The sequence below is a fragment of the Niallia sp. RD1 genome (genome assembly GCF_024219955.1).
Classification (GTDB): Bacteria; Bacillota; Bacilli; order Bacillales; family Cytobacillaceae; genus Niallia; species Niallia alba.
This window is the reverse complement of sequence record NZ_CP100420.1, coordinates 3,798,963-3,823,839: the sequence shown is the minus strand read 5'-3', so window position 1 is coordinate 3,823,839 and position 24,877 is coordinate 3,798,963. Positions and strand designations below refer to the sequence as shown.

Sequence of the window (24,877 nt, the reverse complement as noted above, 5' to 3'; positions counted from 1 at the left end):
ATCATCTGTTTGAAAATTCCTTCTTCATGCAATATTCTGTTTAAACGAATTACAAAATGCCCCATTAGCGTTAGACGAGACGTATCTAACACTTAATGCAGCATTCAAAAAATCTTAGAAGCAATTTCCAAACAATATTTAAGATAAAGCCAACATTCTATCCAATGCCAATTTCGCATTCGAGGCAATTGGCTCTTCTACGATAATACGATTACTTTCAAAGTCCTGTTCAATTGATTCTAAGCACCAGACAAAATGAGGCAAATCGATTCGATTCATGGTGAGACAAGCGCACATATACGGATTAAGAGAGATAATCTGTTTATCGGGATGATCTTTAATAATCCGGTTCACTAAGTTCATTTCCGTCCCAATCGCAAAGGCACTACCTGACTTCGCATTTTCAATAATATCGATAATATAGTTCGTCGAACCAGCTAAGTCAGATGCTGCCACTACTTCTCTACTGCATTCTGGATGGACAATGATTTTCATATGAGGATATTGCTTTCTAACTTGTTCCACATTTTGCACAGTAAAATTCTCATGTACAGAACAATGTCCTTTCCAAAGAATAACTTTAATTTCTTCTAGCGGACACTCATGAACAAGTTCATTTTTGATTGGATCCCAAATGGCCATTCTGTCTAAAGGTACTCCTAAATTGTAGGCTGTATTTCTTCCTAAGTGCTGATCTGGTAGAAATAACAATCTTTCCTTTTGCGTAAATGCCCAAGAAACCATTTTCTCTGCATTAGAGGACGTTACGGTTGCTCCTCCATTTTCACCCACAAAGGCCTTAATAGCTGCTGTTGAATTGACATAGGTTAAAGGAATAATGGTATCGCCAAATAATTCTTGCAGTTTCGTCCAAGCGCGATTTGTCTGATAAATATCGGCCATATCTGCCATAGAACAACCTGCACGCATGTCTGGCAAATAGACTTTTTGCTGCTTTGTCGTTAAAATGTCGGCAGTTTCTGCCATAAAATGAACACCGCAAAAAACAATGTATTCTGCTTCTGTGTTTTCTGCAGCTACTTGTGCAAGCTTCAAGCTATCTCCTGTAGCATCAGAAAATTGAATAACTTCATCCTTTTGATAATGATGACCTGGAATAAATAGTTTTTTGCCTAATCTCTGCTTTACACTTGCTACTCTTTCTTCTAATTCAGCAGTTGTCATTGCTAAGTACTTTTCTGGTATTGTATTGGATGCTTGTAACCCCTCTAATATATTCATTTCCTCTTCCCCTCAATCCCTTTTTAATGAATACTTACTTTTACACTAATATCTAATGCTTTAACAGAATGCGTTAAGAATCCTAATGAAATATAGTCCACTCCACACTCTCGGTACGAAGCAAGATTTTCTAAAGTAATTCCACCTGAAGCTTCTGTTGTAACTGTTTCTGGAACATGGGGAATCCACTCCACAATTTCCTCTGGCTTTCGATTATCAAACATAATGACATCTGCACCCGCTGCTAATGCTTCAAGCATTTGTTCCTTCGTCTCTGTTTCCACTTCCACCTTTACCATATGACCAATCGACTGTTTAACTGCCTTTACCGCATTGGCAATCGAACCGGCGAATGCAATATGGTTATCTTTAATCATTACCGCATCATACAGTCCAAAGCGATGATTATGTCCGCCACCAACAGTTACTGCATACTTTTCAAGCATTCGTAATCCTGGTGTTGTTTTTCGTGTATCACAAATTTTCGTATAGCCACTGTTTAACACATCGACCGCTTCACGGGTTCTCGTGGCTATCCCACTCATTCTTTGAACAAGGTTTAAAATCACTCGTTCCCCTTTTAATAGCTCTCTAATATTCCCTTTTGCCGTCGCTATTTGCTGGCTACTTTCTATTCGATCTCCATCCCGGACGAACATCGTTATCTCAATTGCTGGATTTAACACATGGAATCCTGCTTGAATAACCTCTTCTCCGCAAAAAATCCCATTGTCCTTTGCTAGAAACACAATCTCTCCTTGCTGCTCCTTTGGGAAAATGGCATCTGTTGTAACATCTCGTTCACCAATATCTTCAATAAAGAACGCTTCCAATTGTTTGTGCAATTTCAATTGATTCATTTGGCTTCTCCTTTGTTAGTTCTCGTTTAAAGCTAACCTTTTTCTTTACCCATTCATCGTTTTCCTCTGGATAATCAGAGCGGAAATGACCACCTCTGCTTTCTTTTCTTTCTAAAGCAGATCTTGTAATAAGCCAAGAGGTTACAAGCATAAAATATTTCTCAACCTCTTCAATCGATCTATTTTCTAGAGGAAGGTTAAAGCAATCTGATATTCCAAAACGCTCAAGCCATTGCAGCTGATTTTGTAAGTTTATTTCATTCCGAACAATTCCCACATTCGCCATCATGCGATGTTGTAACTCTTCTTTTTCTGGAAAAATTGGATGCAATGTATTATCCGATTCTTCCCTTTCTAATATGAAACCTTTCACTTTTGACTTTGGTATTTCCCGAAGGAGGTTTGCCAAGTTATTCCCCATATATAATCCTTCTAAAAGGGAATTGCTAGCTAGGCGATTCGCTCCGTGAAATCCAGTACAAGCTGCTTCTCCGATGGCATAAAGGTTATTAACAGATGTTCTTCCAAAAAGGTCTGTATCAATGCCTCCCATTAAGAAATGGCTGCCTGGAGCAACGGGAAGCAACCCTTTTTGCAAATCAATGCCATGCTCTATGCACATTTTTGTTATTGAAGGGAATCTTGTTTGAAAATTTGTAATCATTGATATATCTAAATAGACCGTTTCCCCATTTGATAAGTACTGATAGATTGTTTGCGATACAATATGGCGTGGCGCTAAATCTTCATATGAATGTACATTTTCCATAATGTACTTTCCAGATGCAGTTACTAGTCGTGCTCCATCTCCTCTTACCGCTTCTGAAATAAGACCGACCGTTTCTCCATTTACATATAGTAAGGTCGGATGAAATTGGACAAATTCCATATCGATAATAGATGCACCAGCTAAATATGCAAGTGCAATACCATCCCCTGTAATGGTGGAAGCACTACTTGTATAAGTATAAAGCGTTCCACATCCCCCAGTTGCAATGACAGTATGCGCGCTATAAAACTCTATTCGAGTGCCATCTGCGGTAATACCCTTTGCTCCAAAACATTGATTACTATTAGTATTTACCATTAATTCATAGACAAAAACATTTTCGATTAATTCTATATTGTTATTCTTATTTTCTGTAAGAAACTCCATTACCTTTTTTCCAGTAGTATCGCCGCCACTGTGGACAATTCTTTTTTCCGAATGAGCACCTTCCATGCCCAATGAAAGTTTCCCTGTTGAATCCTTATCAAATGTACATCCATCTTGCCATAATTCTTCAATTAAACGAGGTGCTGTCTTTGTAATTTCTGCCACTACCTCTGGATTATTATGAAAGCGTCCGGCTTCAAGTGTATCTAATGCATGTTTTCTATAATCATCTGAATCTCCAAGACTTGCAGCAATTCCTCCTTGTGCTAGGTAGGAATTACTTAATTCAGCTTTAGACTTTGTGAGAATAATCACATTAAATTCAGTTGAAAGTTTTTTGGCTAGTTGTAAACTAGCGATACCACTGCCGATTATCAGTACATCTGTATCCATTTTTCACCCTCCTATTTTACAGGTGTCTTGACACTTATATTTACATAGTTTTAAACTAATGACAAGTGTTTTTTTCATTTTCGTTAATTAAAGTAAGTCGATTTCCTTTCTAGACACAAGAATCCCTGGGAAGAAAGAAAGCCTGTGTGAAATCTTACTTCCCTTCTACCCATAGGAATCAAATACCTTTCACTATAAATAGCTCAAATTTGTTAAAAGATGTTTTCCATTTAAAAATAAACTTTACTATGATTCTTCTACTTTATAAAAATAATAATGGGAGGAAATTTATATGAAATATTTTGATTATGCTGCAACTACTCCTTTGGATAATGATGCAGCAAATGTTTATGTGGACGTTGCTTGTAAATACTTTGCTAATTCGAATAGTCTTCATGATATGGGCGATAAAGCTGGAAAAATTTTGGAGAATTGTCGCGAGGAATGGGGAAGACTATTAAACGCAGATAAAAATGGGGTTTATTTTACAAGTGGCGGCACGGAGAGTAATTTTCTTATCATACAAAATTTGGTACTCGCTACAAAAAAACAAGGAAAACATATTATTACATCTGTTGCAGAGCATGCTTCCATTCATAGTACGATGCAATTATTAGCAGTAAATGACTATGAAATTACTTATATCCCATTATTGGATAATGGAATAATCGATACACAACTTTTAGAGCAATCTATTCGACCAGATACCATTCTAGTTTCCATTCAGCACGTTAATTCTGAAATTGGTGCCATTCAGCCTATTAAAGAAATTGGGACTATTTGTAGAAAATACAATGTTCTTTTTCATAGTGACATGGTACAAAGTTTTGGAAAAATAGACGTTTCAGAAGTGACGAAATTTGTTGATGGGTTATCGATATCGGGACATAAATTTTATGGTCCTAAAGGAGTCGGCATTGCCTATATTAATCCTCAAACAGCTTGGATTCCCTTTTTGCCAAATGGCAGTCATGAAAAAGGCTTTCGATCCGGTACCGTAAATACAGCAGGGATTGCCAGTATGACAGTTGCTGCTCAAAAAACATGCTTGAAGATAGCAGATAATTTACAGGAACTTTCCCAACTTCGTGCATTATTTAAAGAAACCGTTAAAGCTGAATCTATTAAACTGTTTGAATGTATAGAACAATATCCTGGAATTATTGGATTACGAGTAAAGGGATTGGAGGGTCAATGGCTCATGCTTGAGTGCAATCGGCGAGGCTTTGCTATATCAACAGGAAGTGCTTGTCAGGTTGGAAAACATACTCCTTCTAAAACCATGAAGGCGCTTGGATTAGCAGATGGTGAAGCAAAGGAATTTATTCGGATATCATTGGGAAAAGATAACTCGAAAGAAGATATAATGGATTTAGCTAAGTTAATAAACGAATTAGCGAAAGAATATGCAAAGTATCGTTAAGATTCTAGAATGGTCAGTCAGTAGATAATGGCTGACCATCTTTATAACTATTATTCCACTATTTTCGTCATGATCAGATCAGTTTGTTCTTCATCTCCCATAAAAAAGGAGTGAGCCCCTGTTTGGATGAACCCCATTTTTTTATAAAAATTAATTGCATTTTCGTTCTTTTCCCAGACACCAAGCCAAACCATTTTTTTATTTTCCTTGTTTGCCATTTCCAGAGCTTTATTTAGCAATATTTTTCCCAGTCCATGTTTTTGAAATTTACTTTTCACATAAATCCTTTCTATTTCAAGGGAATCATCATCGATTTTTTCAGATTGCGCATCATCTATATTAATTTTTAAATATCCAGCTAATTCATTGTCAAAACAGGCAAAATAGAATTCTGAAGAAACATTGGATAATTCCTTTTCTACTTGTTCGAAATTGAATGCTTTTTCCAAATAAGCCTTCAAATTTTCCGATGAATTCTGATGTTTAAAAGTTTCATTAAATGTTTGATAACTTATTTCTTGAAGTTTATCGATATCCGCAAGTCTACACTTTTTTATCTTTATCGTCATTGAAATAGCTCCCTACTATATATTTAATCAATAATTCCTCTTGTTTCCTTTCTTTACTGTATCCCAATCTTTTTCGACATTTTTTCTTACTCTTTGAAGTAAAGTAAATATCACTTCTATCTCTGATTCAGAAAAACCCTCTAATGCAACATTATTTGAATACTCGTTTTCTCTTTTTATAAAAGGATAAACTTTTTTGCCTCTCTCTGTTGGAAAGAGTTTTTTAATTTTTTTATTGTGTTGATCATTTTTCTTCTCAATGAAACCATTAATCTCCAGTTTGCTTATCGCGCGTGCAGCGGTTGTTCGATCTACTTTTATCATTTCTGCTAATTTTTCTTGGATAATCCCTGGGTTTTCACATATTCTCACAACATACAAGTACTGCCCCTTTGTAAGATCAAATTCTTTAAATTCAATATTACTAATAGAATCTAAGGCCCGTGCGATCATTCCAATTTCGCGAAGAATTTCTTTCATGATTTGCTCCTTTTTATTATCGCATTTACAACAAAAATTACTTACGTTGAATATAACTTATTTTTGTTGCATTTGCAACATTAAAAACGGTGAGTAATGTAGAAGATGGTTGGTTGAAGCAACCATCTTAGCTCATGATTGAGATAAATTAGTTAGTAAGAAGTAATGTGGAGCTTATGAAAAAAGAAAAGTATTAGTTAAAACATATACTGGACTTTGCTTAAGTTTTAAATAAAAAATACCTAGCTTATTGGGAACAGTCTGCTAGACGATAAGTTGCTTAACCCCGTTCTGTTTCCTCCAAATTTTCATGCTACAGTTTCATCTTCATTCCTTCATGTGTTGCTTGAAAGCCTAATCGTTCATAAAAACGCAAGGCATCTGCTCTTTGTTTGTCAGTCGTAAGCTGAATTAAATGACACCCTCGTTCTTTGGCACGCTCGATTGCCCAATAGATCATTTTAGTACCTACTCCTTTTCCCCGAACAGATGAAGCAGTTCTAACCTCTTCAATCGTAGCTCGCCATCCACCTTGATGGGTGATGTATGGCGTGAATGTAATTTGTTGCACATTTCATTCTTTTTTCAAACATCATATGTGATTTTAGCCAAAAAAGAGAATGTCGGACAATTGAGTTAGCAGAAGCTAACCCTTGTCCGAAGCCGATTCATCTCATGACTGAGTCACGAGGGTTCTCGGCTAAAGCCTAAAAATCGACATAGCAATTAAATGATTCTTCATCCTACTCCCCTTCCTATTTTCACTCAAAAAGTTAAATCCACTCTGCAAACCAGGCTACATAATATGCTGCAGGTAAAAACAGAAATTGAGCTACTATCGTACCAATAAATTTGGAGCTAACCATTGTTAAAGAATAGCTCTTCAAATAAATGTAATCTGTTTGTTTTTTCATCACTCGATCAGCTAAAACGGATGCTTTCGGATCAATAAATAAGGTCAAGATGATTGTCGCAATCCCATTAATAACACCTGATGACATCGATGCAGCTTGCCGCATATCATCTGGAACTAAAATGGAAGCATACATTGAAGAAATAACGCCTGTTGTAAAAATAGCAGAAATAAGGATATTCATAATAAATAGTCGTTTGGGAATAGTCTCTAGCGTAATCCCCTTAAGATAGGATATTCTCGGCATTTTTATACAGCTTATAAGCTTTATAAAACCATTTTGTTTGAATAACTTTGAAAAAAGAGCTAGCATAGACCCTCGCTCGTTTGCCAGTTGAACAATTGCTCGTGAAAAAATATTAATAAACGTAGGGAACAGCAAGATTCCAAGCAGTACTCCAATAGATGTTACTCCAAGTAAAATCCTATATTGCCCAGCTATAAAAGCAAATTTATCTACCCCTTTCGGAACTTCTGCTATAAGTTTTGCTGTTAATGGCTGTTGAAACATAGTAGAAAACCGTGAAACAATAACCATTGTACTGAACAAAGAAATTGCAGTAGCAATTAGCCTCACTCTTGTACCAGATATTCTAGTAGAATAAGCCAATGTTTCTACCATTGTAATGATCAATAATAAAATAGATATGATTACTACCTTCGTCGTTATAAATTCCATATTAACTCCTTATATTTTTATTCTAGGTACATTATAACTCTTTTTTTGGAATTAACTAGAAAATTTTTCTAAAATTTATTTTTCCTTTGTTGGATGTTTTAAATACTACTTTATAAATTGAAAGGAAAAAGGATACCCAATGAGCATCCTTTTCGAATCGAATGATATGTACTTGTAAGACGCCTTTATCGCAATTTAAGATGGTTTTTACGCTTTCCATTACCACAGCTTTATAAGGTTTTAGTAAAAAACCTTTTTATTTCATTAACAACTGTCTCTCTATTATCCCAATGTAACATATGAGAGGTATCTTCATTTTTTTAATATTAATTTTTAAATTAATCATCACATCTTCCAATAATTTATTATTTATCATATTAAACTCTTCTGGCAGGGTAGCCACTAATAATAAAATATTATCGCCTAATTCCCTATATATGCAAAACTATCTTATTACGATACGCTTCCAATATTCCCATGCTTTTAAATATGCACCGATATCATCAGGGTGATGCTTAACACATGATCCAATTCTAAGAAATAAACCAATAAGCAATTGTTCATATAGATTAGAAATATTTCTATTAATAACAACTAATTGGCTTGCCGCTGTATCGAGTGTTGCTTTTGTTAAATCATCTGGTGATGAGCAAAAGGCATAGATTAGATCATAAATAGGGTCTCCAATAACAGGAGTGGGATCAATCACACCAGTCAACCTTCCATTGTTAAAAATAAAATTATGAACCCCACAATCACCGTGTAGTAAAAATGGGATATGGTCATTGCCATTCTTTTTAACTAAGTTTTGGATTAAGTTAAAATCATTCCTACTTAATTGAGAACCTATTATTTTATTCGCCTCTAAGATTTCTGTCATCAGAAAACTCCTCCAAGAAGCGGTTGGTTCGTCTGCCCATCCCCATCCTATATACTGACTAATAGGCCTATAATTATAAATAAGTTCATTAACAAGCACACAGAGCATGTCTTTTTTATTTTTTTTACTATAGTTAGTAGAACCATTTATAAATGAATAAACGAAATAGTTAAATGATTCTTCAACAAAGAGAAGTTGAGGCAAGAAGTTTAAATCCTTGTAAGTATCAAGAAAATTCGCCTCAGATTTAATTACTTGCGAATCATTTGATTTAACGACATATTTCTTTCCATTATTATGTAAAAGATACAACTCACTAACAGTACCACCATTCAATTGTTCATAGTTTATTTGTTTGGTAGAAAGAATATTATTCTGTTGAAGCTCTTTTATTATTTTCTCTATATTCACCCTATTCCCCCCAATCATTTAATTTAATTATATTAGCTACTCACCTATGCCGACCTTTCCGTGCTTGGATATATTAATACATACTTATGTCATTTTTTTAATATCTCTTACTTCAAACCATACTTTTTATAGAAACTGAAATTATTTGCCGATATATGTGCGGACCAATCTCCAAGTTTTTTTTGAAAACAGTAACTTTTGTTATCTTTTATTACAACAGTTGTACTCAACTATCATATATACTCGATATTGCCAAATAATTTAAACATATTGCTTATTCATCTTCATAAACTATTTTAAGATTTTTCACTTTATATCCTTCAGCCAAGGCCGGAAAAGTTCCGCTTGACTTTAGATTCGAAGTCTTAGCCAAGTATAGTGTTCCATTATTCCCATTAACCTCTATATAATTCACTAGATATCCTTTTTTAGGATAAATATATACCGAATCACCAAAAGGAAGTATTGTTGTTTCATTTGATGAATTTTTTGCTTCCTCCCATTGTTGTTTTAATTGTGCAGGAACCAGTTCATCAATATTGCCTGTTTTCATTCTTGGAAGATTTTGTTTAGATTCATCTTCATTTACATATCCAACTAAATTAGGGGTAAATTTCTCACTATCAATAGGAACATTTACCTCTAGTTTTTTAGGATGCAAATAATCCACTACTTCTTCTTTTTCATTGTAAGTTTCATATTTAACTAAGATGCCTGTATCTTTATCCACCCAAAAACGGAATGACTGAAAATCTGCTCTGCTTATTTCTCCCTTAATGACTAGAGTATTATGTCCTAGTAGTTCTTCATTTTGCTTTTCAATTTCCCATGTATCTAAGTCTCTTGTATAGTTAGATGCTATTTCATATGGAAATAATGTTTCATTTGCTAATCCAAATGGAATACTCTCCCGATAATTGGTAACATTAACCCCGTTGCTATCTTTTGAAAATGCATCTTCCAGTTTTAGTTCCTTACCTGTATTATCATTTTCTACATATCCCAATTCCCTATAAGTCTTCGTTTGTTCAGATACCAACCATAATGCATCCTTAGTAAAATATTCAGATGAAACAGTCTTTTCTCCATTTACTATATCGGTTCTTATACCAAATCCACCTCTGTGATTTTTTAAACTAACTGTATATTCTATCGTTGCATTACTTGGGATATTAGCATAATGTATGATATATTCTCCACGAGCAGTTTCAAAATTGTCTACTGTATTTAGCATTTTAGTAAGAATTTCTTCTTTCGTCATATCCTTATCGTTTTCTTCTTGCTTTGCTGGAATATATTTAGAGTCCTCATTCGGCAACTCATTCTTACTTTTCACTATATAATTCGCCTGTTTATTATGTATTCCATTAAATAAATTTAGTTCAATTCCTATAAAATACATAATTCCAGTAAATAACAAACAGATTACTGAACTTGAAAAAATGACATTCAACCGTTTTTTAAACGGGTAAAATTCCCTATTCTTTTTACTACTTGCTATCGAATTTAAAACTTTTTTATATTGATTATCATCAAAATACACATCATGAAAGAGTGTATTATCCAATTCCTTCTTTAAATTATCGAAGTTATTTTTCATTAATTACTCCCCCTCCTTCAAAGGATTCTTTTAGTTTTATACGGGCACGATGCAATCTAGTTTTTACTGTATTGGGTTTAACCTTTAATAAAGAAGATATTTCATCTATCGTTAAATCTTGATAATAAAATAAGATAATTACCTCTCTTAATTTAATTGGTAACTTAACGATACTTTGAGAAATTCCACTATCCTCCTTCTCTACATCATGTAATTGCAGCGAGGAATTGGCATAATTGGATATAGAATAGTCCATCATAAATAAATTTTTAAAATACCTACTCTTCCTAACATCTTTACACCGATTCACTGTAATTCTTATAAGCCACGTTTTATAGGAAGAGTCGTTTCGAAAGGTATCCATTTTCTCATAGCATTTGATAAACACTTCTTGTGCCACATCTTCCGCAAGCTGTTTTTGTTTTAAATAAGAAAAAGCAATTCTTACAACATCATTTCCATAGGTTTTCATTAACCATTTTAATTTTTCCTCCCGATTCATATCTGTTAATAATTCAGAATGAGAGTCATCTACCCTTTCAATCATAAAGCTCCTCACAATCAATTTTTTATAATTTAGACGATTTCTATTTTGAAAAAGTTCTATTTTTAAATTTTTTTACCATTATTAATAATCGGGATGATTTTAGATAAGTAGTATTTCTCATCAATTGCAAAATCCACTAATAAAATTTATATTAGGATTTTGCATCAAATTATAATTTTTTAGTAAATAGTGATTATAAAAAAGAGAGATTTATATATTCGTCTATATTCAATACTTTCATTTCGATTTGAAAAATTTTAATTGCAATCAGGAAAAATATTACAATATTTAAATTGATAGTAACATACTTTATACAATCTTTTTATTATATTTGAACTAAACATGTCCGAGCTGAAAATAAAATTAAACGTTTAAGCATCAATATAACAATTAATTAGTATTTTTTGCTAATAAATTGTATAAATTTGCCGAAATAATAGATATTGGGACCCTACAGATTCTAAAAGTTGATAGTTAAAAAGTTCTAGTTAGGCTATTCTTGTTGTTCTTTCAAAGAAATATCTAGACACAAAGGAATAAAAAGGAGTTAGGAAATGAAAAAGAAGAATTTGTATTTATTAGCTTTATGCTTAGGAATTATATTTATCCTTACTGGATGTGGATCAAAGGCAGAGTTAACTGACTACATTGAAGTAAATTTTGATGGTTATGATACAATGGGAAACGCTTCGTACTCTGTAAATGAGGATAAGCTAATTAATGATGTGTTTGAAATATCGGATGATTATTTAAACCTTAATATGGAAACACTCGCAGAGATTGATAAAATGCTTTCTTCCTTTACTATTACACTAGATAAAGAAAGTGACTTATCTAATGGGGATGAAATTGTTGTTCATATAAAATTAGATAAAGACAAAGCAGAAAAGATTAAATCTAAAGATGAAATGAAAGTTAAAGTGTCAGGACTTGAAGAACCAGGTAAATTGAGTGATGAAGAAATTGATAAAAATGTGGTTGTTAATTTCTCTGGTGTTAGTGGACGAGGAGAAATTCAAATTGATACAACCTTTGATGGAGATTTAAGTAGCTTGGGATTTGAATCTAAGCAAGATGGTGAAATAAAAAATGGGGATATGGTGGAAGTTGCTTTAGATGAAGACTCTAAAAATTCATTGGCTTCTTTAGGCTATATTTTAACAGGCAAAGGTAGCGCAAAATTTGAAGCTACGGGATTAGCAGAAGTTGCCGAAAAGCCAGAAGACATCGCTAATTTAGAAGATATAGAGCGCTTAATTAGCGAAGGTATTAATCGACAATATGCAGATTCCTCTTTTGGATACTATAAATATGAAATAAAAAAAGAAAATACATACTATAGACAATACGTGAGAGATAATGATTCTTCTAATTGGTCTAGCAGCGCACCAAGCAATGGTACGTTAGTAAATATCTATACAATTAAAGAATATGATATGGATGGTGCATTAAATGATACTTTCACCGCTGTATTCGGCTATACGGACATCATTCTTGATGAAAATAATCAAGCGAATGTAACGGAAATCAATGAATACTTCGATACATACGATAAAACCTATTCATTAGAATCTGTTAAGAAATTAATGGAAGGATATGGATACCAACAAATAAAATAAGAATAAATGCTGGCAATCTGTAAGGCCCCTTTATTGAAACCCAAAAGCAAACAGGCTCTTTTGGGTTTCTTTTTCTACGTTCCTCTTATGGATAGATCCAGCCATTTTTAATAATCTCGTCCCATTCCTAATTCATTTTACACGCCTTTCTCCTTCGCATAAATAACAAAACAAGTTCCTCTTTTTATAGTTCAAAATCTAAAAATATTTATTACTTAATCTAATGTATATCAACACTAAAGCTATGATAAAACCTGTAAAAAATAAACCTTTGCTCAGGTTAGTCCAATTTTTCATCCATCCCCATCTTTTTTTATTCACGTCTAATAAAAAGTAGTCAACAAGTACAGTTAACACAATAATGAGAAATACTCCAAAAAGACTCATCACTATCTCCTCCATTCGTCTTCTATCGATTATATGAAAGCGAGGATTAATTTAAACCACTCATGGACAAATCTTTAGTGCTTCTATGAACTATTAAATGAAAAAGTAAGGAGTAATTTATGAATAAATGGACTAGGAACTTGTTAGACACCTCTATTAGAAACTATCGTTGACTTAGAAGCGATACTGCGAAAAGTCGATTTACAATACCCACTTACCTATTCAGTCGAAATGAATGAGTTAATACCGAATTCAAAACTAATTATATTTAGTAGTAGCAATCATTATCCCTTTCTAGAAGAAGCTACTTCCCAAGTTTTCACTTGCTATTCAATTCACCTAACTTTTTAGAGATTACATTAACAATATCTAATATTGGTAAAGCCCCATCGACAATGAAATCTGAATTTGCTTTTATCGTTTTTAACATTTCTAGATAACCTCGTCTACCATAAGAGATATAATTTTTCATTTCCAAAATTATATCTTCACCAGTAGAATGCTTAAAATCTCTTGTAACTCTTCGTGCCATTGCAACATCCAAAGGAGTGTCGATAAAGAATGCACTATCAATATACTTGCTCATTTTCGTATGTTTATAGGCAAACGGATAATCTAGAACAATATAATCCAAAGATTCATTAAGTAGTCCTTCTAAATCTTTAATTAGGGGAGTCAAATTCCATTCATCATAATTAGCTCCTCTATCTACCCAATCTATTATGTCAACTGGTCCTTCAAAATCGTAATTATCAAAATATAGTATTTTTGAAGATTGTAAACTTTCGGTTAGCTGTGTAGATATTGTTGTTTTCCCTCCTCCTGATACCGACGCAATGGCTATGACATGTGTACACTTTTCTCTCTTCATACATTAACCCCTTATATCTTTTATCTTAGATCATTATCTGGCAATGTAGTACCTATTTCTATTAAATGCTTAGGCATTGTATTTAATACAGCAGCATACAAACAAGTACCGCTTCCTATTTTGCCCTTAAAGAGTATCGTTCTTCAAAACCATTACTAATTCTTAATTTTCCCCTCATCATAAGAAAGATTACGGAGGCTTGTTCAAACTTGAATTTTCACTCATATAAGGCAATTATTATCTCTTTCCTAGGAATATTTGTTTTTCTAATCTCATCAACATACGTATGAAATTCATAGGGAACGTACTGTTGCATAATGTTAATTCCCCTCTTATTAATATCTATAATTCCATATCTGGCAAAAGCTTCATTGAAACAACCTAAAGAGCCAGTATTATAAAACAATTTACCTTTAGAAACAAATTGATGACTATTGTGGTCATGTCCAAAACAGACCAAAGATATATTATCTAAACCATCTAATTCATAGAAATGTTCTGGAGAAGGAACACCAGTAAAATCAAATGGATCTTTACTTATATGAACTCCATATAATGATTGCTTCATCGGATAATGAATTAAATGTAAGTTTTGTTCACAAATAGTAGGATTCAATATGCGAGGTAGTTTTTTCAATTTAGGAATATATTCTTTATTCAATTTATTCGCAATCCATTTGTGATGCAGTATCACATTGATTCTACTTTCTGGATATGGTTCATTGTTTAACAGTGATAAAACAGCTTCGTCGTGATTACCTGTAATCATCTCAATATTATTCAATTCAAATAAAGAATTTAAAACCTCATTTGAAAAAGGCCCTATTCCAATCATATCACCGAGGCAATATATGTAATCAACTGATTTTTTTTTAATATCTTTTAATACAGAATTTAAAGCGTAAATATTTCCATGAATATCAGTTATTATAGCAATTCTATACATAATATCCCCCATTTATCTAACTAAGTAGAACAGCCTATCATTACTTACATTTAAATATCAGCATATGGAATATTAAAAACTAATAACAATTCCTGTTTTATCATCAGATTTTTTAAATCTTGGATATTTTAAACACTCTGGATCAGAATCTTCTAACTTAATTAATTCCAAAGCATATTGTTCCATACTTTTTTCAAGAATTAAATTAGTGATATACTCCCAATAATTTATTTGAGTGGGAACTATTTCTCTTGGCAATAATAATCCGTCTGTTACTAGTATTAAATGCTTTAATCTATTCCGGTTTATCTTCCCGTACTCTATGTAGTTAATGGCTTCTGGTTCGCCATTTAAAACACCATATCCATCTTTAGAATTACTTTTTTGCCTGTTTGAAAGGAGAATATCTTTAACTTTTGTTAATAAATCATCCCTTTTCGTTATTCCTTTATTTATATACTCCTTCCACTTTACGATTGCACCTTTCTCTAAATGGCTTACTTGGAGACGTGTTAATGGTCTAATCTCATTGTTATCTACATAAACCGCTAGAATCATACAGTCACCAGTCTGAACATATTCTATGCTATTCTCCGATACTTTTATAACTGCTAAAGCTGTTCCCCATAACTGTTCTTTCTCCAATATATTAATATTATTATTTAACATTTTCTTTTTTAGTGTATCATTTATCATTTTCACATCAGATAGAAGAGACTTACTATTTTTAATTGTTTCAAAATAACTTTTTACTTCATTAGAAGCTATGTAGCCACCAGTACGATTATTTTTATCTTTTGTTGGTACTAATGAAGAAACACCGTCAGCAACCCCAAACACTTGAGCATCGTTATTAATTATTAACGAATCTTCGTTTAACTCACTTACTCCTTTACATGTTATATGTGCTATTTTCAAAGATATCCCTCCATGAATTAATTGGCTTACAATACCTACAAAATCAATTTTTCCTTCTCGGAAACGTATTGGTAGGTTCATTATGAACTTTCATTTTATCACTAGTGTTGCGTTAATTTAATTTAACTATTAAAAATACTTGAAATGTTCAATTTTATCATTTTATGCAAAGAAAAAGTCCTTTATAATGGATAAGTTAGGTGGTAACCCGTCCAAATCCACTAAAAAGGACTATCGCATGGACAAGATTACACGAAAAACTTCATTTGGACAATGGTTTTCACCAATAAATCTTCAATTATTTGAAGAAAACGTGAAAACGTTGAAATTAGATTTCTATACGAAAAAACTAACGACAGAGTCATTTCTAAAATTATTACTTTTTGCGCAGCTAGAAGAAGTCGAAAGTCTGCATGCGCTGAGCGATTGTCTTTTCGATGATCAACTGCAAAAGGGCATTGATCTTGATTCTATCAGTATTTCCCAACTCTCACGCCGTTTAAATGGCATGAATCCAGACTTATTCCAAAAGCTTTTCCTTGATTTAGTTTCACAAATTCATGCCAAAACGCACAACACGAAACTTGTGATGCCATTAAAAATCATTGATTCAAGCACATTGCCTCTCAATTTGACTAATCATAAATGGGCAAAATTCCGCAAAACAAAAGCGGGTGTTAAATTGCACTTACGCCTTGTGTTTATGGAAAAAGGTATATCCTATCCCGAAAAGGCCATTATGACAACGGCCAAAGAACATGACCGCGGTCAGCTTGAAGTAATGGTTGATGACAAGGAATGTATGTATGTGTTTGACCGTGGTTACTTAGACTACGAACGCTTTGATCGGATGACAGATGACGGCTACTTTTTCCTTTCTAGGCTGCGAAAAAACGCAGTCATACGGGAGGTTTACGATTTTAAACTACCCGAGAATACATCTGTTTTGTCGGATCAAATGGTGTTGATTGGTACGACGCAAAACCGTGCCGAAAATTACTTTCGTCTTCTAAAAGTGATTGATTCAAAAGGAAATGAGCTTCATTTAATCACAAATCGTTTTGATTTAAGTGCTGAAGAAATCTCAAAGATGTATAAATCACGCTGGGCGATTGAGTTATTTTTCAAATGGATTAAACAACATCTCCATATCAAAAAGTTTTACGGCCAAAGCGAATGGGCAATTCAGAATCAAGTGTTTATCGCACTTATTGTTTTTTGCCTGCATGTTCTCGCACAAATCGAGACAAAAAGTAAACGAAAAACCCTACAAATTAGCCGATATTTACGGGCAGCTTTGTGGAAACCAGCACATATTTGGCTTCGAAAGATTGAAGGAAAAACCATTCCTTAATAAACAAATTGTCGTCGTCTCTTAAGTCTAATTGTAAAAAATTTCCAAATGGATGGATCCACCTTTAGTTGGGTATTTACTTTTTTGGCTCTTAACAGGGGACATATTTAAACTGAATATTCTAACAACATTTATGCAACACTAGTGTCATTTTATAAATAATTTATTTTTAATCGATTTTGCATCAGATATTGTATTCATTTATAAGTTCTGTAGCAAAGATCCTTATTCCTTCCTGAAAAAAAGTTAATAAGGAACTGGTTCGCTCTAAGGAAAATATCTCCAAATAACTTTAAATATGTTTATTGTTTAAATCATGATCTTTCTGTTATATACTTATAGTTCATTATGTATGATTTTTATCAAACTAAAAAGATAAAACTAACTATTGATAGATATGTAATCGCACAAGAAAATCGGAGATGATAGAATGGCTAAAGGTAAAGGTGGAACAGGCAGGGGAACTGGTAAGAAGGGATGGAATCGTTGGCAAGCTAGTGCAAACAAAGCCAAGAGTAATAAACCCTACAAAAGTAAAGGTGTTAAAAATCGCAAAAATACTGAGAACGCTAATAATGGTAATACATCTGAAAAATAGTTCTTATTAGTTAAATAACGATAAGTGAAAAAGACATGTATATAAAGTATTAATCGATTAAAATCAAAAAGGACACTTGCTAACTAAGTGTCCTTTTTGATCTACCATTTAAAATGTTTGTGTTAAACTATTGGACTCTCTCCTATAAAGTTTCCTTCCATTAAAGATAAAAACACATTAAGCAGCAACTCTACTTTCTCCGATTTACCTTTTTTAACTTTAAACCTTGTTAATTCAACGTTCATGTTTCTCCCCCTGTTTCGCCTATCCTATACAATGTCTACATACAAATTTCAGCAGAAAACAGTGCTATTTTAAAATTAAGGTAACAAGCATTACTCTGTCAAAGAAAAGATACCTAGAAGAAAATTATGTTCACCTAAGCATTTTATTTTACTGTTGTGTAGCCTGATTTTCTTCCCAATATAATTTACTGTAGACGTCCGCAAAAGCTTCTATGCTTCGCGTCAATTCTGCATTTGTATTATCTACTCCACCGACTTCTAAAAGAATAGCACGATCAGAAAAATTCTGATTATAAACCCCATTGCCTAGTTCATATCCTTTTGCATAAACACCTTTTGAAATTCCAGGATATTTTTTCTTTAGCGCATTATGCAATTTTGTTGCAAATTGCTCGTTCTGCTCGTAATTTTTATTTTCTTTTCCTATAATAAATAAGAGTTTAGCGTAGTTTTTTCCGTTAATATTTGCTGTTGTTTGTTTTTTTCTAGCTGAATCACGATGTATATCAATTAAGTATTTTAAATTACCATTATTATTAATTGCCGTTTCAACTACTTCTTTTGAAACTGTATAAGAATAAGTATAGTCCCATTTTCGGTCAAGGATAACCTGATTGATATTTGTCTTATCTAACTCAACGCCTAACCCTTCTTGTTGAAGCAATTCTGAAAGCTTGCTACTTACTCCTACTACATTTGCTCGTTCATCTGCACTGACTACATTATCATTATTTTTTGTGTTTTTTAGCAATGGGAGATAAGCTTCAAAATTATGCGAATTGTAAATAAATACAGTTTTATTTTTTGGTTTTGTTATAGCCCTATTACGATCCTCTTTAGTCGGCTGTTCTTCTTTTTGCTCTTGCTCAGCCTTTTCTTCATCTACCTCAACTGGATTTTCTAACATTTCCTTAGATGGAATGGATTCAAATGGTAAATCTGCAATAGTTGTCCCTTCCTCAGCGACGACTATTTCTGTATGAAAGAATGCTAAAGCTGGTAGCTCTCTCCCCAATAATGTTCTTATATCATCAAAATGGATATTTGATGATAATGGTAGAAAAAAATTAGAAAGAGAAAACTCTCTTGCTTCTGATGGGGGAAATAAATGATTCTCACTATGAATGAATTCCAAATACAATTCTGTAGAATTTATATCATTTAGTAGATTAGCAACATTATTGGAAGTCAATTTAAAAGAAAAAAAAGATGTAGTAATTAAAGCTATTAAAATAAAAACTAAGATAATACCTAGAATAGTTATATGTAAATACCTAATTAATGATCGACTTTTGGAATTATTCATACTTTTCCCCCTTTCTCTTCAAACGTATTGTCAAAACTTTTATAGTAAATAGGTTATTAAATCCTATCTGAGAGGGCTTTATAAGCAAAAAAATTGCCACCCCCTGAATTCTAAGGATAATTGAGGTTACGACACTCTCAACAACCTAGAAAAGGAAGTGACAATTTGTACCCTCAAATTATAACCTATTTATTAACTTTTATAAACTATCAAGAACAACTAACTCATAAGCCCCAAAATGAACTTGGACAATAAGAGTAATATTTATTATACTGCTTAATGTACCAAGGAGGCTGACATCATGAAACGAATAAAACATTCTAAAGAATTTAAATTACAAGTCATCAAGGAAGCCCAAGACACAGGGAAGAATACCCTTGTAGCTCGCCGGTATGATCTGAATCCCAATATGGTTAGTCGCTGGGTTCGTGAATACAAAGATGGTAAATTTGGTGAAGTAGATGTGGCTGTGCTGCCAGATATAGACTCCAAAGAATTATCCAAAGAAAATGAAAAACTTAAAATGTTATTAGGTGAAAAAGACCTTGAAATAGCGATCCTGAGGGATCTTATAAAAAAGAAAAACCCTCACTTGCTGAAAAGCATGAAGTAGCTAACAAATGGATTCAAAAAGGCTACTCGATTTCAAAGGTGCTTAAAATCATAGGTATTCCTCGATCCACATACTATTATCAAAAGAATTATCGTGTTGAGGAGAAAAAAGTAAGTGAGGGACGTCCAGCACCAGGTTATTCGATCCAAGAGGACGGTCAAAAGATATCAGACGAACAGATTAAAGAATTTCTACTAGAAGAGATTGCCGGTGATTGCTATAACTATGGTTATCGCAAACTCACTAAGGTCTTAAGGCGAAAATACAAACTTAAAATTAACAAGAAAAAAGTATACCGGATTTGTAAAGAATTGGACATCTTACGCCCACAGCGCCAAAAGAAAGTCTCATACCCTAGGAAACTAGCAAGAAATCGCATTATTACAAGATCTAATCAGCTATGGGAAGCTGACATTAAATATGGCTTTATCGAAGGTGAGGATCGCTTTTTCTTTGTCATGTCCATCATCGATGTTTATGACAGGGGCATCATTACCTATCATATGGGATTAAGTTGCACTGGAGATGATGTCAAACAGACACTGAAAAGGGCATTATTAAAACGCCAACAATATGATGAATTGGAAAAACCTGTAATCCGAACAGACAATGGACCGCAGTTTATTTCCCATACTTTTGAAAAGTTTTGTGAAGATTCCAAAATTGAGCACGAAAGAATTCCACCAAGAACACCAAATATGAATGCTCATATTGAGTCTTTCCATCGCATTTTTGAGGACGATTGCCTATCCAGATGGCAGTTTGAAACCTACACAGAAGCATATCAAGAAGTCATGAATTTTATGGAGTTCTACAACGAGAGACGTATGCATTCTAGTATACTAGATTTGTCACCAAAGGAATTCTATCAAAAACAAGATTCATTGGTGATCAAGGAGGTTCGGGTGTAATGGATGTATTCATTCAAAGCATCAGCTTGATTTGGAGTGGCGGGCATGATAGCCTCGTTCGGCGATGCCAATGTTGTAAAACAGCTGGCTTCTTGGCAGGAGAATCATGCCCGCAGAGGCTCCATGTCAAGCAACATGGCCTTTTTGAAGAATAATGAAAGAAATCTATAAAATAAAAAACTGAGGAAATGAAAGAATAAGAGAGTTATTGTCCAAAATTCGGGGGTTAATCCGCTAATTCGAACATTGCTTACTTTATTGATTGGTAAGAGTATGTTTGATAAGCCTACTGAACAGCCAGTAAATAAACCATATCGAAAACTTCAAGTGGACGACCTTCCGGTCATTGAAGTTCTGGAACAGCTTGATTATCGAGTTCTTCTTAGTGAATATCTAGAGAAGAACGGGAAACCACTTAAACCTGTTCAAAGGCGTAAGAATGCAAAAGTTTCCGTACCTAAATCCATGAACTGCCCAAAGTGTGGTGCTCCATCAGATTATCTTTATGCCAACAATGGAGATAAAGGCCAGTATCAATGCAAGGTGTGTACAGAGCTCTTCAGTGAAAAGAACCGTTATTCTAAGGAAGCCATCCTGAAGTGTCCTCATTGTTCCAAAACTCTCGAGAAAATAAAAGAAAGAAAAGATTTTCACGTGTTTAAGTGCAAGAACAATGACTGTTCTTATTATCAAAAGAAGCTCAATGGGATGACTTCAAAAGAAAAGAAAAGGTTCAAAAAGGACCCTCAAGCATTTAAATTAAGATACATTTTCCGTCAGTTTCATATCGATTTCCAGCCGTTATCCAAGGAATCACCAGAACTGCCGGCCGTTGACTTATCAAAGATTTATGCATCACCACATACATTAGGATTAATCCTAACCTATCATGTAAACTATGGCCTTTCGGCCCGTAAAACAGCTGCGATTATGCAGGACGTACACGGAGTGATGATTTCACATCAGACTGTATTGAACTACGAAAATAGCGTAGCTTTATTACTTAAACCTTATGTGGATCACTATCCCTATGAACTTTCAGACCAATTCTGCGGTGATGAAACGTATATCAGAGTAAACGGTCGATGGCATTATTTATTTTTCTTTTTTGACGCCGTGAAAAAGATTATTCTTTCGTATCCGGTGTCGCCTAATCGAGACACAGCAACAGCCATTCGAGCAATTGATGAGGTCTTAATCAAGATGAAAGAGATTCCAGAAAATCTGACCTTTGTGGTAGACGGGAATCCAATCTATCTTTTAGCCCAACATTTCTTCGCTCAACATGGGATTTCATTCGATGTGAAGCAGGTCATTGGATTAACCAATGAGGACCCTGTTTCGACCGAATATAGACCACTGAAACAAATAATTGAGAGACTTAACCGCACCTTTAAGGGCAATTATCGCTCCACTCATGGATTCGGCTCTGAACATGGTTCCATTTCATACGTCACCTTATTTACGGCCTACTTTAACTTTTTGCGTCCGCATGCCGCCTTAGAAGGAAAAGTGCCCGTAGTGAATCCAGAACTCAAGGGGCTTCCAACAATGCCAGCACGTTGGACAAAGCTCATTGGATTAGCACAACAATGGATAGTAGAACAAAGACAAGCCTAACTTTTTGTTTAGCTGAGCCCTTAAGCTAATTCAGCAATCGGCGGAGCGAACTCTTGACAAACCGAACTTGCCAATGGTTTAAAATGGAAACAACCAAGGGCTTATTTGGTATGCCTTCTTTTGTTCCCTTCGCCCTTGTTAAACAATCCTCAAACCATTGGCGTGTTTGTCAAGAGCGATTGCGGCGCATCTCCATCCAGTAAATAGGAGAGAAACTAACCCTTTAGGTAGTTTTCATAAATCTTTTGACACTACCTCTTCAAAAACATATGATGTATTACTATAAAATAGACTAGCGTTCTTCCAAACCCCCTCTGTTAGGATAGATGTCGTAGGGAACTTTAGTGTATAGTTTAAATCATACACGGAGGTTGATCGACATGAAAAGTAATAATGGTAAACGTTATACAAAGGAAGAGAAAGCATCAATTATTAAGAGAATGATGCCCCCCACTAATGAATCGGTTGGCCAATTAAGTGAAGAGTTGGGCATTACTGAACCCACGCTTTACAAGTGGAGAAAAGAGGCTAGATCATCTGGAAACCCCACACCCGGAGATGGACAAAGTTCTGAACACTGGAGCAGTGAAGATAAGTTTCTCATAGTTATGGAAACATACTCAATGAATGGTGCGGAGCTAGCGGAGTATTGTCGAAAAAAGGGACTTTATAAAGAACAGATTGACGCATGGCGAGATTCATGCCTTAATGCAAATGGGCGAGAATCTAGTCAAACAAAGCAGTTAAATCAAGAATTAAAAGAGGAGAAAAAGCGAGGAAAGGCATTAGAGAAAGATTTGCGTAAAAAAGAAAAAGCATTGGCAGAAGCTGCAGCCTTATTACTATTAAGAAAAAAGGCCCAAGCGATCTGGGGGGACCAAGAGGACGAATGATCAGCCCGTCAGATCGCGCACTAGCAGTAGAACTCATCCAAGAAGCAAACCAAAATGGTGCGCGATTAGCCCCGGCGTGTAAAGAATTGAACATTAGCGTTCGCACCTATGAACGCTGGATTTCAGAAGGTGGAATCAAGGAGGATCAACGCCCTATTGCGTTACGTCCAGAGCCAAAAAATAAATTAACGATAGAGGAAAAACAAGAGATACTGGAGGTTGTTAAAAAAGAGGAATTTGTAGACCTACCGCCTACTCAAATCGTGCCAAAATTAGCAGATCAATGCATTTATATCGCCTCCGAATCTAGCTTTTATAGAGTTCTTCGTGAGCATAAAATGCAAAATCATCGGGGAAGAAGCAAAAAGCCCGAGGGTAGATTACCAGAAAGTCATTTAGCAGTAGCCCCAAACCAGGTATGGACATGGAATATAACGTGGTTAAAAGGGCCGGTGAAAGGCTTGTTTTATCGACTCTACTTAATTATCGATATTTTTAGTAGAAAAATCGTAGGTTGGGAGATTTGGGAGTCAGAGGAGGCAAAACACGCTGAAGATTTAATGAAGAAGACGATTATTAGTGAAAAAATCCAAGGTAAACCACTCGTTTTACATTCCGATAATGGCAGTCCCATGAAAGCCGCAACATTTCAGGTATTACTTGAAAAATTAGGGATCCAAAGCTCTTATTCAAGACCAAGAGTAAGTAATGACAATCCCTATTCTGAAGCAATGTTTCGGACTCTGAAATATCGACCTGAATTCCCGTACAGAGGCTTTGAAACACTTGAGGCTGCACGTGAATGGGCATTAAGATTTGTGAATTGGTATAACTGTATACATTTACACAGTGGTATAAATTTTGTGACGCCAGAACAATGCCACACAGGTGCGCATATTGGGATACTGAAAAAGCGCAAAGAAGTTTATGAACTAGCGAAACAAAAGCATCCAGAACGTTGGACGCGCTCAACTAGAGACTGGAGTGCACATGATTCAGTGGCTTTAAACCCAATAAAGGACAAGATAGAAAAGGATGGAACAAAATAGCCCCACTGCGACTGAGCTTGAACTACCCATTCCCTTCTCATCAAAGAACAGAATGAATTCTGTTCTTTGATGAGAAGGCCACCAAGCAAAGCGCGGTAGTTACCCTTACGTTCTTACACTAGTAAACAAGTTAAATGCGACAACTATCTTGACAAACACCGCAAATAATTCAAAAGAACAGCTTAGAATCGTCAATCTATAGTTTTATTTTAAAATTTAAGATGGATGTATGAAGAAACCACCATTACCAGTTAATGTGAAACTACACAAAAAAACGCAATACCTTAAGTATCACGTTTACTTTGCATTGCATAAATATTTTAAATCACTAGTGTTGCATTAATTTAATTTCACTATTAAAAATACTCGAAATGTTCACTTTTATTATTTTATG

General features: G+C 34.3%; 22 protein-coding genes and 3 pseudogenes. 9 read left to right on the top strand and 16 right to left on the bottom strand.

Features of this window, described 5'->3' with window-relative positions; genetic code table 11:
• Nucleotides 1-138 precede the first annotated feature (138 nt).
• From nadA to nadB, 3 genes are read right to left on the bottom strand one after another with little or no spacing between them, the layout of a single operon-like run.
• Entirely contained in the window at nucleotides 139-1,242 is a 1,104-nt protein-coding gene (nadA, locus tag NKG37_RS18205) for a quinolinate synthase NadA (RefSeq protein WP_101731287.1), read from the bottom strand.
• Nucleotides 1,243-1,265: 23 nt separating this feature from the next.
• Nucleotides 1,266-2,102, bottom strand: coding sequence for a carboxylating nicotinate-nucleotide diphosphorylase (nadC, locus tag NKG37_RS18200; protein WP_254415060.1), 837 nt, complete (start codon nucleotides 2,100-2,102; stop codon nucleotides 1,266-1,268).
• A complete protein-coding gene (nadB, locus tag NKG37_RS18195) occupies nucleotides 2,056-3,651 on the bottom strand; it encodes an L-aspartate oxidase (protein WP_016204986.1) in 1,596 nt (531 codons plus the stop codon). The genes nadC and nadB overlap by 47 nt, the downstream gene beginning before the upstream one ends.
• A 292-nt stretch (nucleotides 3,652-3,943) precedes the next feature.
• Between nadB and NKG37_RS18190 the strand changes: the two genes are divergently transcribed.
• Complete coding sequence (locus tag NKG37_RS18190) at nucleotides 3,944-5,074, top strand: IscS subfamily cysteine desulfurase (protein ID WP_016204985.1); 1,131 nt, start codon at nucleotides 3,944-3,946, stop codon at nucleotides 5,072-5,074.
• Between the two features lie 50 nt (nucleotides 5,075-5,124).
• Here NKG37_RS18190 and NKG37_RS18185 read toward each other — a convergent pair whose 3' ends face one another.
• The 7 genes and pseudogenes from NKG37_RS18185 to NKG37_RS18155 form a co-directional block, all read right to left on the bottom strand.
• Nucleotides 5,125-5,643, bottom strand: a complete 519-nt coding sequence (locus NKG37_RS18185) for a spermidine/spermine N(1)-acetyltransferase (protein WP_016204984.1) — start codon at nucleotides 5,641-5,643, stop codon at nucleotides 5,125-5,127.
• A 27-nt stretch (nucleotides 5,644-5,670) separates the two neighbouring features.
• Nucleotides 5,671-6,123 (bottom strand): MarR family winged helix-turn-helix transcriptional regulator, encoded by a 453-nt coding sequence (locus NKG37_RS18180; RefSeq protein ID WP_101731289.1) that lies wholly within the window; start codon nucleotides 6,121-6,123, stop codon nucleotides 5,671-5,673.
• Nucleotides 6,124-6,436: 313 nt separating this feature from the next.
• Nucleotides 6,437-6,694, bottom strand: a pseudogene (locus NKG37_RS18175) (GNAT family N-acetyltransferase); the annotation flags it as partial.
• A gap of 202 nt (nucleotides 6,695-6,896) precedes the next feature.
• Entirely contained in the window at nucleotides 6,897-7,715 is an 819-nt protein-coding gene (locus tag NKG37_RS18170) for a lipid II flippase Amj family protein (protein ID WP_254415059.1), read from the bottom strand.
• 445 nt (nucleotides 7,716-8,160) lie between these two features.
• Nucleotides 8,161-9,006, bottom strand: coding sequence for a phosphotransferase (locus tag NKG37_RS18165; RefSeq protein ID WP_254415058.1), 846 nt, complete (start codon nucleotides 9,004-9,006; stop codon nucleotides 8,161-8,163).
• A gap of 274 nt (nucleotides 9,007-9,280) precedes the next feature.
• Nucleotides 9,281-10,606: a sigma-E factor regulatory protein RseB domain-containing protein gene (locus NKG37_RS18160; RefSeq protein ID WP_205835606.1), complete on the bottom strand. Its 1,326-nt coding sequence runs from the start codon at nucleotides 10,604-10,606 to the stop codon at nucleotides 9,281-9,283.
• Nucleotides 10,596-11,153 carry a sigma-70 family RNA polymerase sigma factor gene (locus NKG37_RS18155; RefSeq protein ID WP_212119863.1) on the bottom strand — a complete coding sequence of 186 codons (558 nt, stop codon included), beginning with the start codon at nucleotides 11,151-11,153 and terminating at the stop codon, nucleotides 10,596-10,598. The genes NKG37_RS18160 and NKG37_RS18155 overlap by 11 nt, the downstream gene beginning before the upstream one ends.
• A gap of 554 nt (nucleotides 11,154-11,707) precedes the next feature.
• Here NKG37_RS18155 and NKG37_RS18150 point away from each other — a divergent pair.
• Nucleotides 11,708-12,772, top strand: coding sequence for a hypothetical protein (locus tag NKG37_RS18150; RefSeq protein WP_169188511.1), 1,065 nt, complete (start codon nucleotides 11,708-11,710; stop codon nucleotides 12,770-12,772).
• A 198-nt stretch (nucleotides 12,773-12,970) separates the two neighbouring features.
• On the opposite strand, the gene NKG37_RS18145 is transcribed toward NKG37_RS18150, so the two are convergent.
• Entirely contained in the window at nucleotides 12,971-13,159 is a 189-nt protein-coding gene (locus NKG37_RS18145) for a hypothetical protein (RefSeq protein WP_254415057.1), read from the bottom strand.
• Between the two features lie 192 nt (nucleotides 13,160-13,351).
• On the opposite strand from NKG37_RS18145, the pseudogene NKG37_RS18140 reads away from it, so the two are divergent.
• Nucleotides 13,352-13,510: pseudogene (locus tag NKG37_RS18140) on the top strand (alpha/beta hydrolase); the annotation flags it as partial.
• Here NKG37_RS18140 and NKG37_RS18135 read toward each other — a convergent pair.
• The 3 genes from NKG37_RS18135 to NKG37_RS18125 all read right to left on the bottom strand — a co-directional run bounded on the left by NKG37_RS18135 (nucleotide 13,479) and on the right by NKG37_RS18125 (nucleotide 15,975).
• Entirely contained in the window at nucleotides 13,479-14,030 is a 552-nt protein-coding gene (locus tag NKG37_RS18135) for a nucleoside/nucleotide kinase family protein (RefSeq protein ID WP_169188510.1), read from the bottom strand. The pseudogene NKG37_RS18140 and the gene NKG37_RS18135 overlap by 32 nt on opposite strands.
• A gap of 217 nt (nucleotides 14,031-14,247) precedes the next feature.
• The gene (locus NKG37_RS18130; RefSeq protein WP_169188509.1) at nucleotides 14,248-14,976 is read right to left on the bottom strand and encodes a metallophosphoesterase family protein; all 729 of its coding nucleotides are present in this window, start codon (nucleotides 14,974-14,976) and stop codon (nucleotides 14,248-14,250) included.
• 72 nt (nucleotides 14,977-15,048) lie between these two features.
• Nucleotides 15,049-15,975: a protein phosphatase 2C domain-containing protein gene (locus tag NKG37_RS18125; RefSeq protein ID WP_016204976.1), complete on the bottom strand. Its 927-nt coding sequence runs from the start codon at nucleotides 15,973-15,975 to the stop codon at nucleotides 15,049-15,051.
• A 157-nt stretch (nucleotides 15,976-16,132) separates the two neighbouring features.
• Between NKG37_RS18125 and NKG37_RS18120 the strand changes: the two genes are divergently transcribed.
• Both NKG37_RS18120 and NKG37_RS18115 read left to right on the top strand, forming a co-directional pair.
• The gene (locus tag NKG37_RS18120) at nucleotides 16,133-17,248 is read left to right on the top strand and encodes an IS4 family transposase (RefSeq protein WP_100525938.1); all 1,116 of its coding nucleotides are present in this window, start codon (nucleotides 16,133-16,135) and stop codon (nucleotides 17,246-17,248) included.
• A gap of 430 nt (nucleotides 17,249-17,678) precedes the next feature.
• Nucleotides 17,679-17,846, top strand: coding sequence for a DUF3934 family protein (locus NKG37_RS18115; RefSeq protein ID WP_084668780.1), 168 nt, complete (start codon nucleotides 17,679-17,681; stop codon nucleotides 17,844-17,846).
• Between the two features lie 122 nt (nucleotides 17,847-17,968).
• Here the strand turns inward: NKG37_RS18115 and NKG37_RS26155 are convergent, their stop codons facing one another.
• Nucleotides 17,969-18,091: a hypothetical protein gene (locus NKG37_RS26155; RefSeq protein ID WP_263479867.1), complete on the bottom strand. Its 123-nt coding sequence runs from the start codon at nucleotides 18,089-18,091 to the stop codon at nucleotides 17,969-17,971.
• A gap of 148 nt (nucleotides 18,092-18,239) precedes the next feature.
• Complete coding sequence (gene spoIIP, locus NKG37_RS18110) at nucleotides 18,240-19,397, bottom strand: stage II sporulation protein P (protein WP_101731297.1); 1,158 nt, start codon at nucleotides 19,395-19,397, stop codon at nucleotides 18,240-18,242.
• 301 nt (nucleotides 19,398-19,698) lie between these two features.
• Between spoIIP and NKG37_RS18105 the strand changes: the two genes are divergently transcribed.
• The 4 genes and pseudogenes from NKG37_RS18105 (at nucleotide 19,699) to NKG37_RS18095 (ending at nucleotide 24,483) form a co-directional block, all read left to right on the top strand.
• Nucleotides 19,699-20,921 (top strand): IS3 family transposase gene (locus NKG37_RS18105; RefSeq protein WP_173026407.1). Its coding sequence is split into 2 segments (ribosomal slippage): nucleotides 19,699-19,987 and nucleotides 19,987-20,921, totalling 1,224 coding nucleotides; the frame shifts between segments, so codons are not numbered across the junction.
• 45 nt (nucleotides 20,922-20,966) lie between these two features.
• On the top strand, nucleotides 20,967-21,092 hold the full coding sequence (locus tag NKG37_RS26150; protein ID WP_263479876.1) for a hypothetical protein: 126 nt from the start codon (nucleotides 20,967-20,969) through the stop codon (nucleotides 21,090-21,092).
• A 102-nt stretch (nucleotides 21,093-21,194) separates the two neighbouring features.
• On the top strand, nucleotides 21,195-22,541 hold the full coding sequence (locus NKG37_RS18100) for a DDE-type integrase/transposase/recombinase (protein ID WP_254416423.1): 1,347 nt from the start codon (nucleotides 21,195-21,197) through the stop codon (nucleotides 22,539-22,541).
• Nucleotides 22,542-22,921: 380 nt separating this feature from the next.
• Nucleotides 22,922-24,483: pseudogene (locus NKG37_RS18095) on the top strand (IS3 family transposase).
• The last annotated feature ends 394 nt before the right edge of the window (nucleotides 24,484-24,877 follow it).

Excerpts from the sequence above, each read along its gene's own strand:
- NKG37_RS26150 (WP_263479876.1), top strand. The coding sequence starts at position 20,967 with ATGATAGCCTCGTTCGGCGATGCCAATGTTGTAAAACAGCTGGCTTCT.
- NKG37_RS18185 (WP_016204984.1), bottom strand. The coding sequence starts at position 5,643 with ATGACGATAAAGATAAAAAAGTGTAGACTTGCGGATATCGATAAACTT.
- NKG37_RS18170 (WP_254415059.1), bottom strand. The coding sequence starts at position 7,715 with ATGGAATTTATAACGACGAAGGTAGTAATCATATCTATTTTATTATTG.
- NKG37_RS18180 (WP_101731289.1), bottom strand. The coding sequence starts at position 6,123 with ATGAAAGAAATTCTTCGCGAAATTGGAATGATCGCACGGGCCTTAGAT.
- NKG37_RS18125 (WP_016204976.1), bottom strand. The coding sequence starts at position 15,975 with ATGAACCTACCAATACGTTTCCGAGAAGGAAAAATTGATTTTGTAGGT.
- nadA (WP_101731287.1), bottom strand. The coding sequence starts at position 1,242 with ATGAATATATTAGAGGGGTTACAAGCATCCAATACAATACCAGAAAAG.
- NKG37_RS18190 (WP_016204985.1), top strand. The coding sequence starts at position 3,944 with ATGAAATATTTTGATTATGCTGCAACTACTCCTTTGGATAATGATGCA.
- spoIIP (WP_101731297.1), bottom strand. The coding sequence starts at position 19,397 with ATGAATAATTCCAAAAGTCGATCATTAATTAGGTATTTACATATAACT.
- NKG37_RS18150 (WP_169188511.1), top strand. The coding sequence starts at position 11,708 with ATGAAAAAGAAGAATTTGTATTTATTAGCTTTATGCTTAGGAATTATA.
- NKG37_RS18160 (WP_205835606.1), bottom strand. The coding sequence starts at position 10,606 with ATGAAAAATAACTTCGATAATTTAAAGAAGGAATTGGATAATACACTC.
- NKG37_RS18145 (WP_254415057.1), bottom strand. The coding sequence starts at position 13,159 with ATGAGTCTTTTTGGAGTATTTCTCATTATTGTGTTAACTGTACTTGTT.
- NKG37_RS18135 (WP_169188510.1), bottom strand. The coding sequence starts at position 14,030 with ATGAAGAGAGAAAAGTGTACACATGTCATAGCCATTGCGTCGGTATCA.
- NKG37_RS18115 (WP_084668780.1), top strand. The coding sequence starts at position 17,679 with ATGGCTAAAGGTAAAGGTGGAACAGGCAGGGGAACTGGTAAGAAGGGA.
- NKG37_RS18130 (WP_169188509.1), bottom strand. The coding sequence starts at position 14,976 with ATGTATAGAATTGCTATAATAACTGATATTCATGGAAATATTTACGCT.
- NKG37_RS18155 (WP_212119863.1), bottom strand. The coding sequence starts at position 11,153 with ATGATTGAAAGGGTAGATGACTCTCATTCTGAATTATTAACAGATATG.
- NKG37_RS18100 (WP_254416423.1), top strand. The coding sequence starts at position 21,195 with ATGTTTGATAAGCCTACTGAACAGCCAGTAAATAAACCATATCGAAAA.
- NKG37_RS18120 (WP_100525938.1), top strand. The coding sequence starts at position 16,133 with ATGGACAAGATTACACGAAAAACTTCATTTGGACAATGGTTTTCACCA.
- NKG37_RS26155 (WP_263479867.1), bottom strand. The coding sequence starts at position 18,091 with ATGAACGTTGAATTAACAAGGTTTAAAGTTAAAAAAGGTAAATCGGAG.
- nadB (WP_016204986.1), bottom strand. The coding sequence starts at position 3,651 with ATGGATACAGATGTACTGATAATCGGCAGTGGTATCGCTAGTTTACAA.
- nadC (WP_254415060.1), bottom strand. The coding sequence starts at position 2,102 with ATGAATCAATTGAAATTGCACAAACAATTGGAAGCGTTCTTTATTGAA.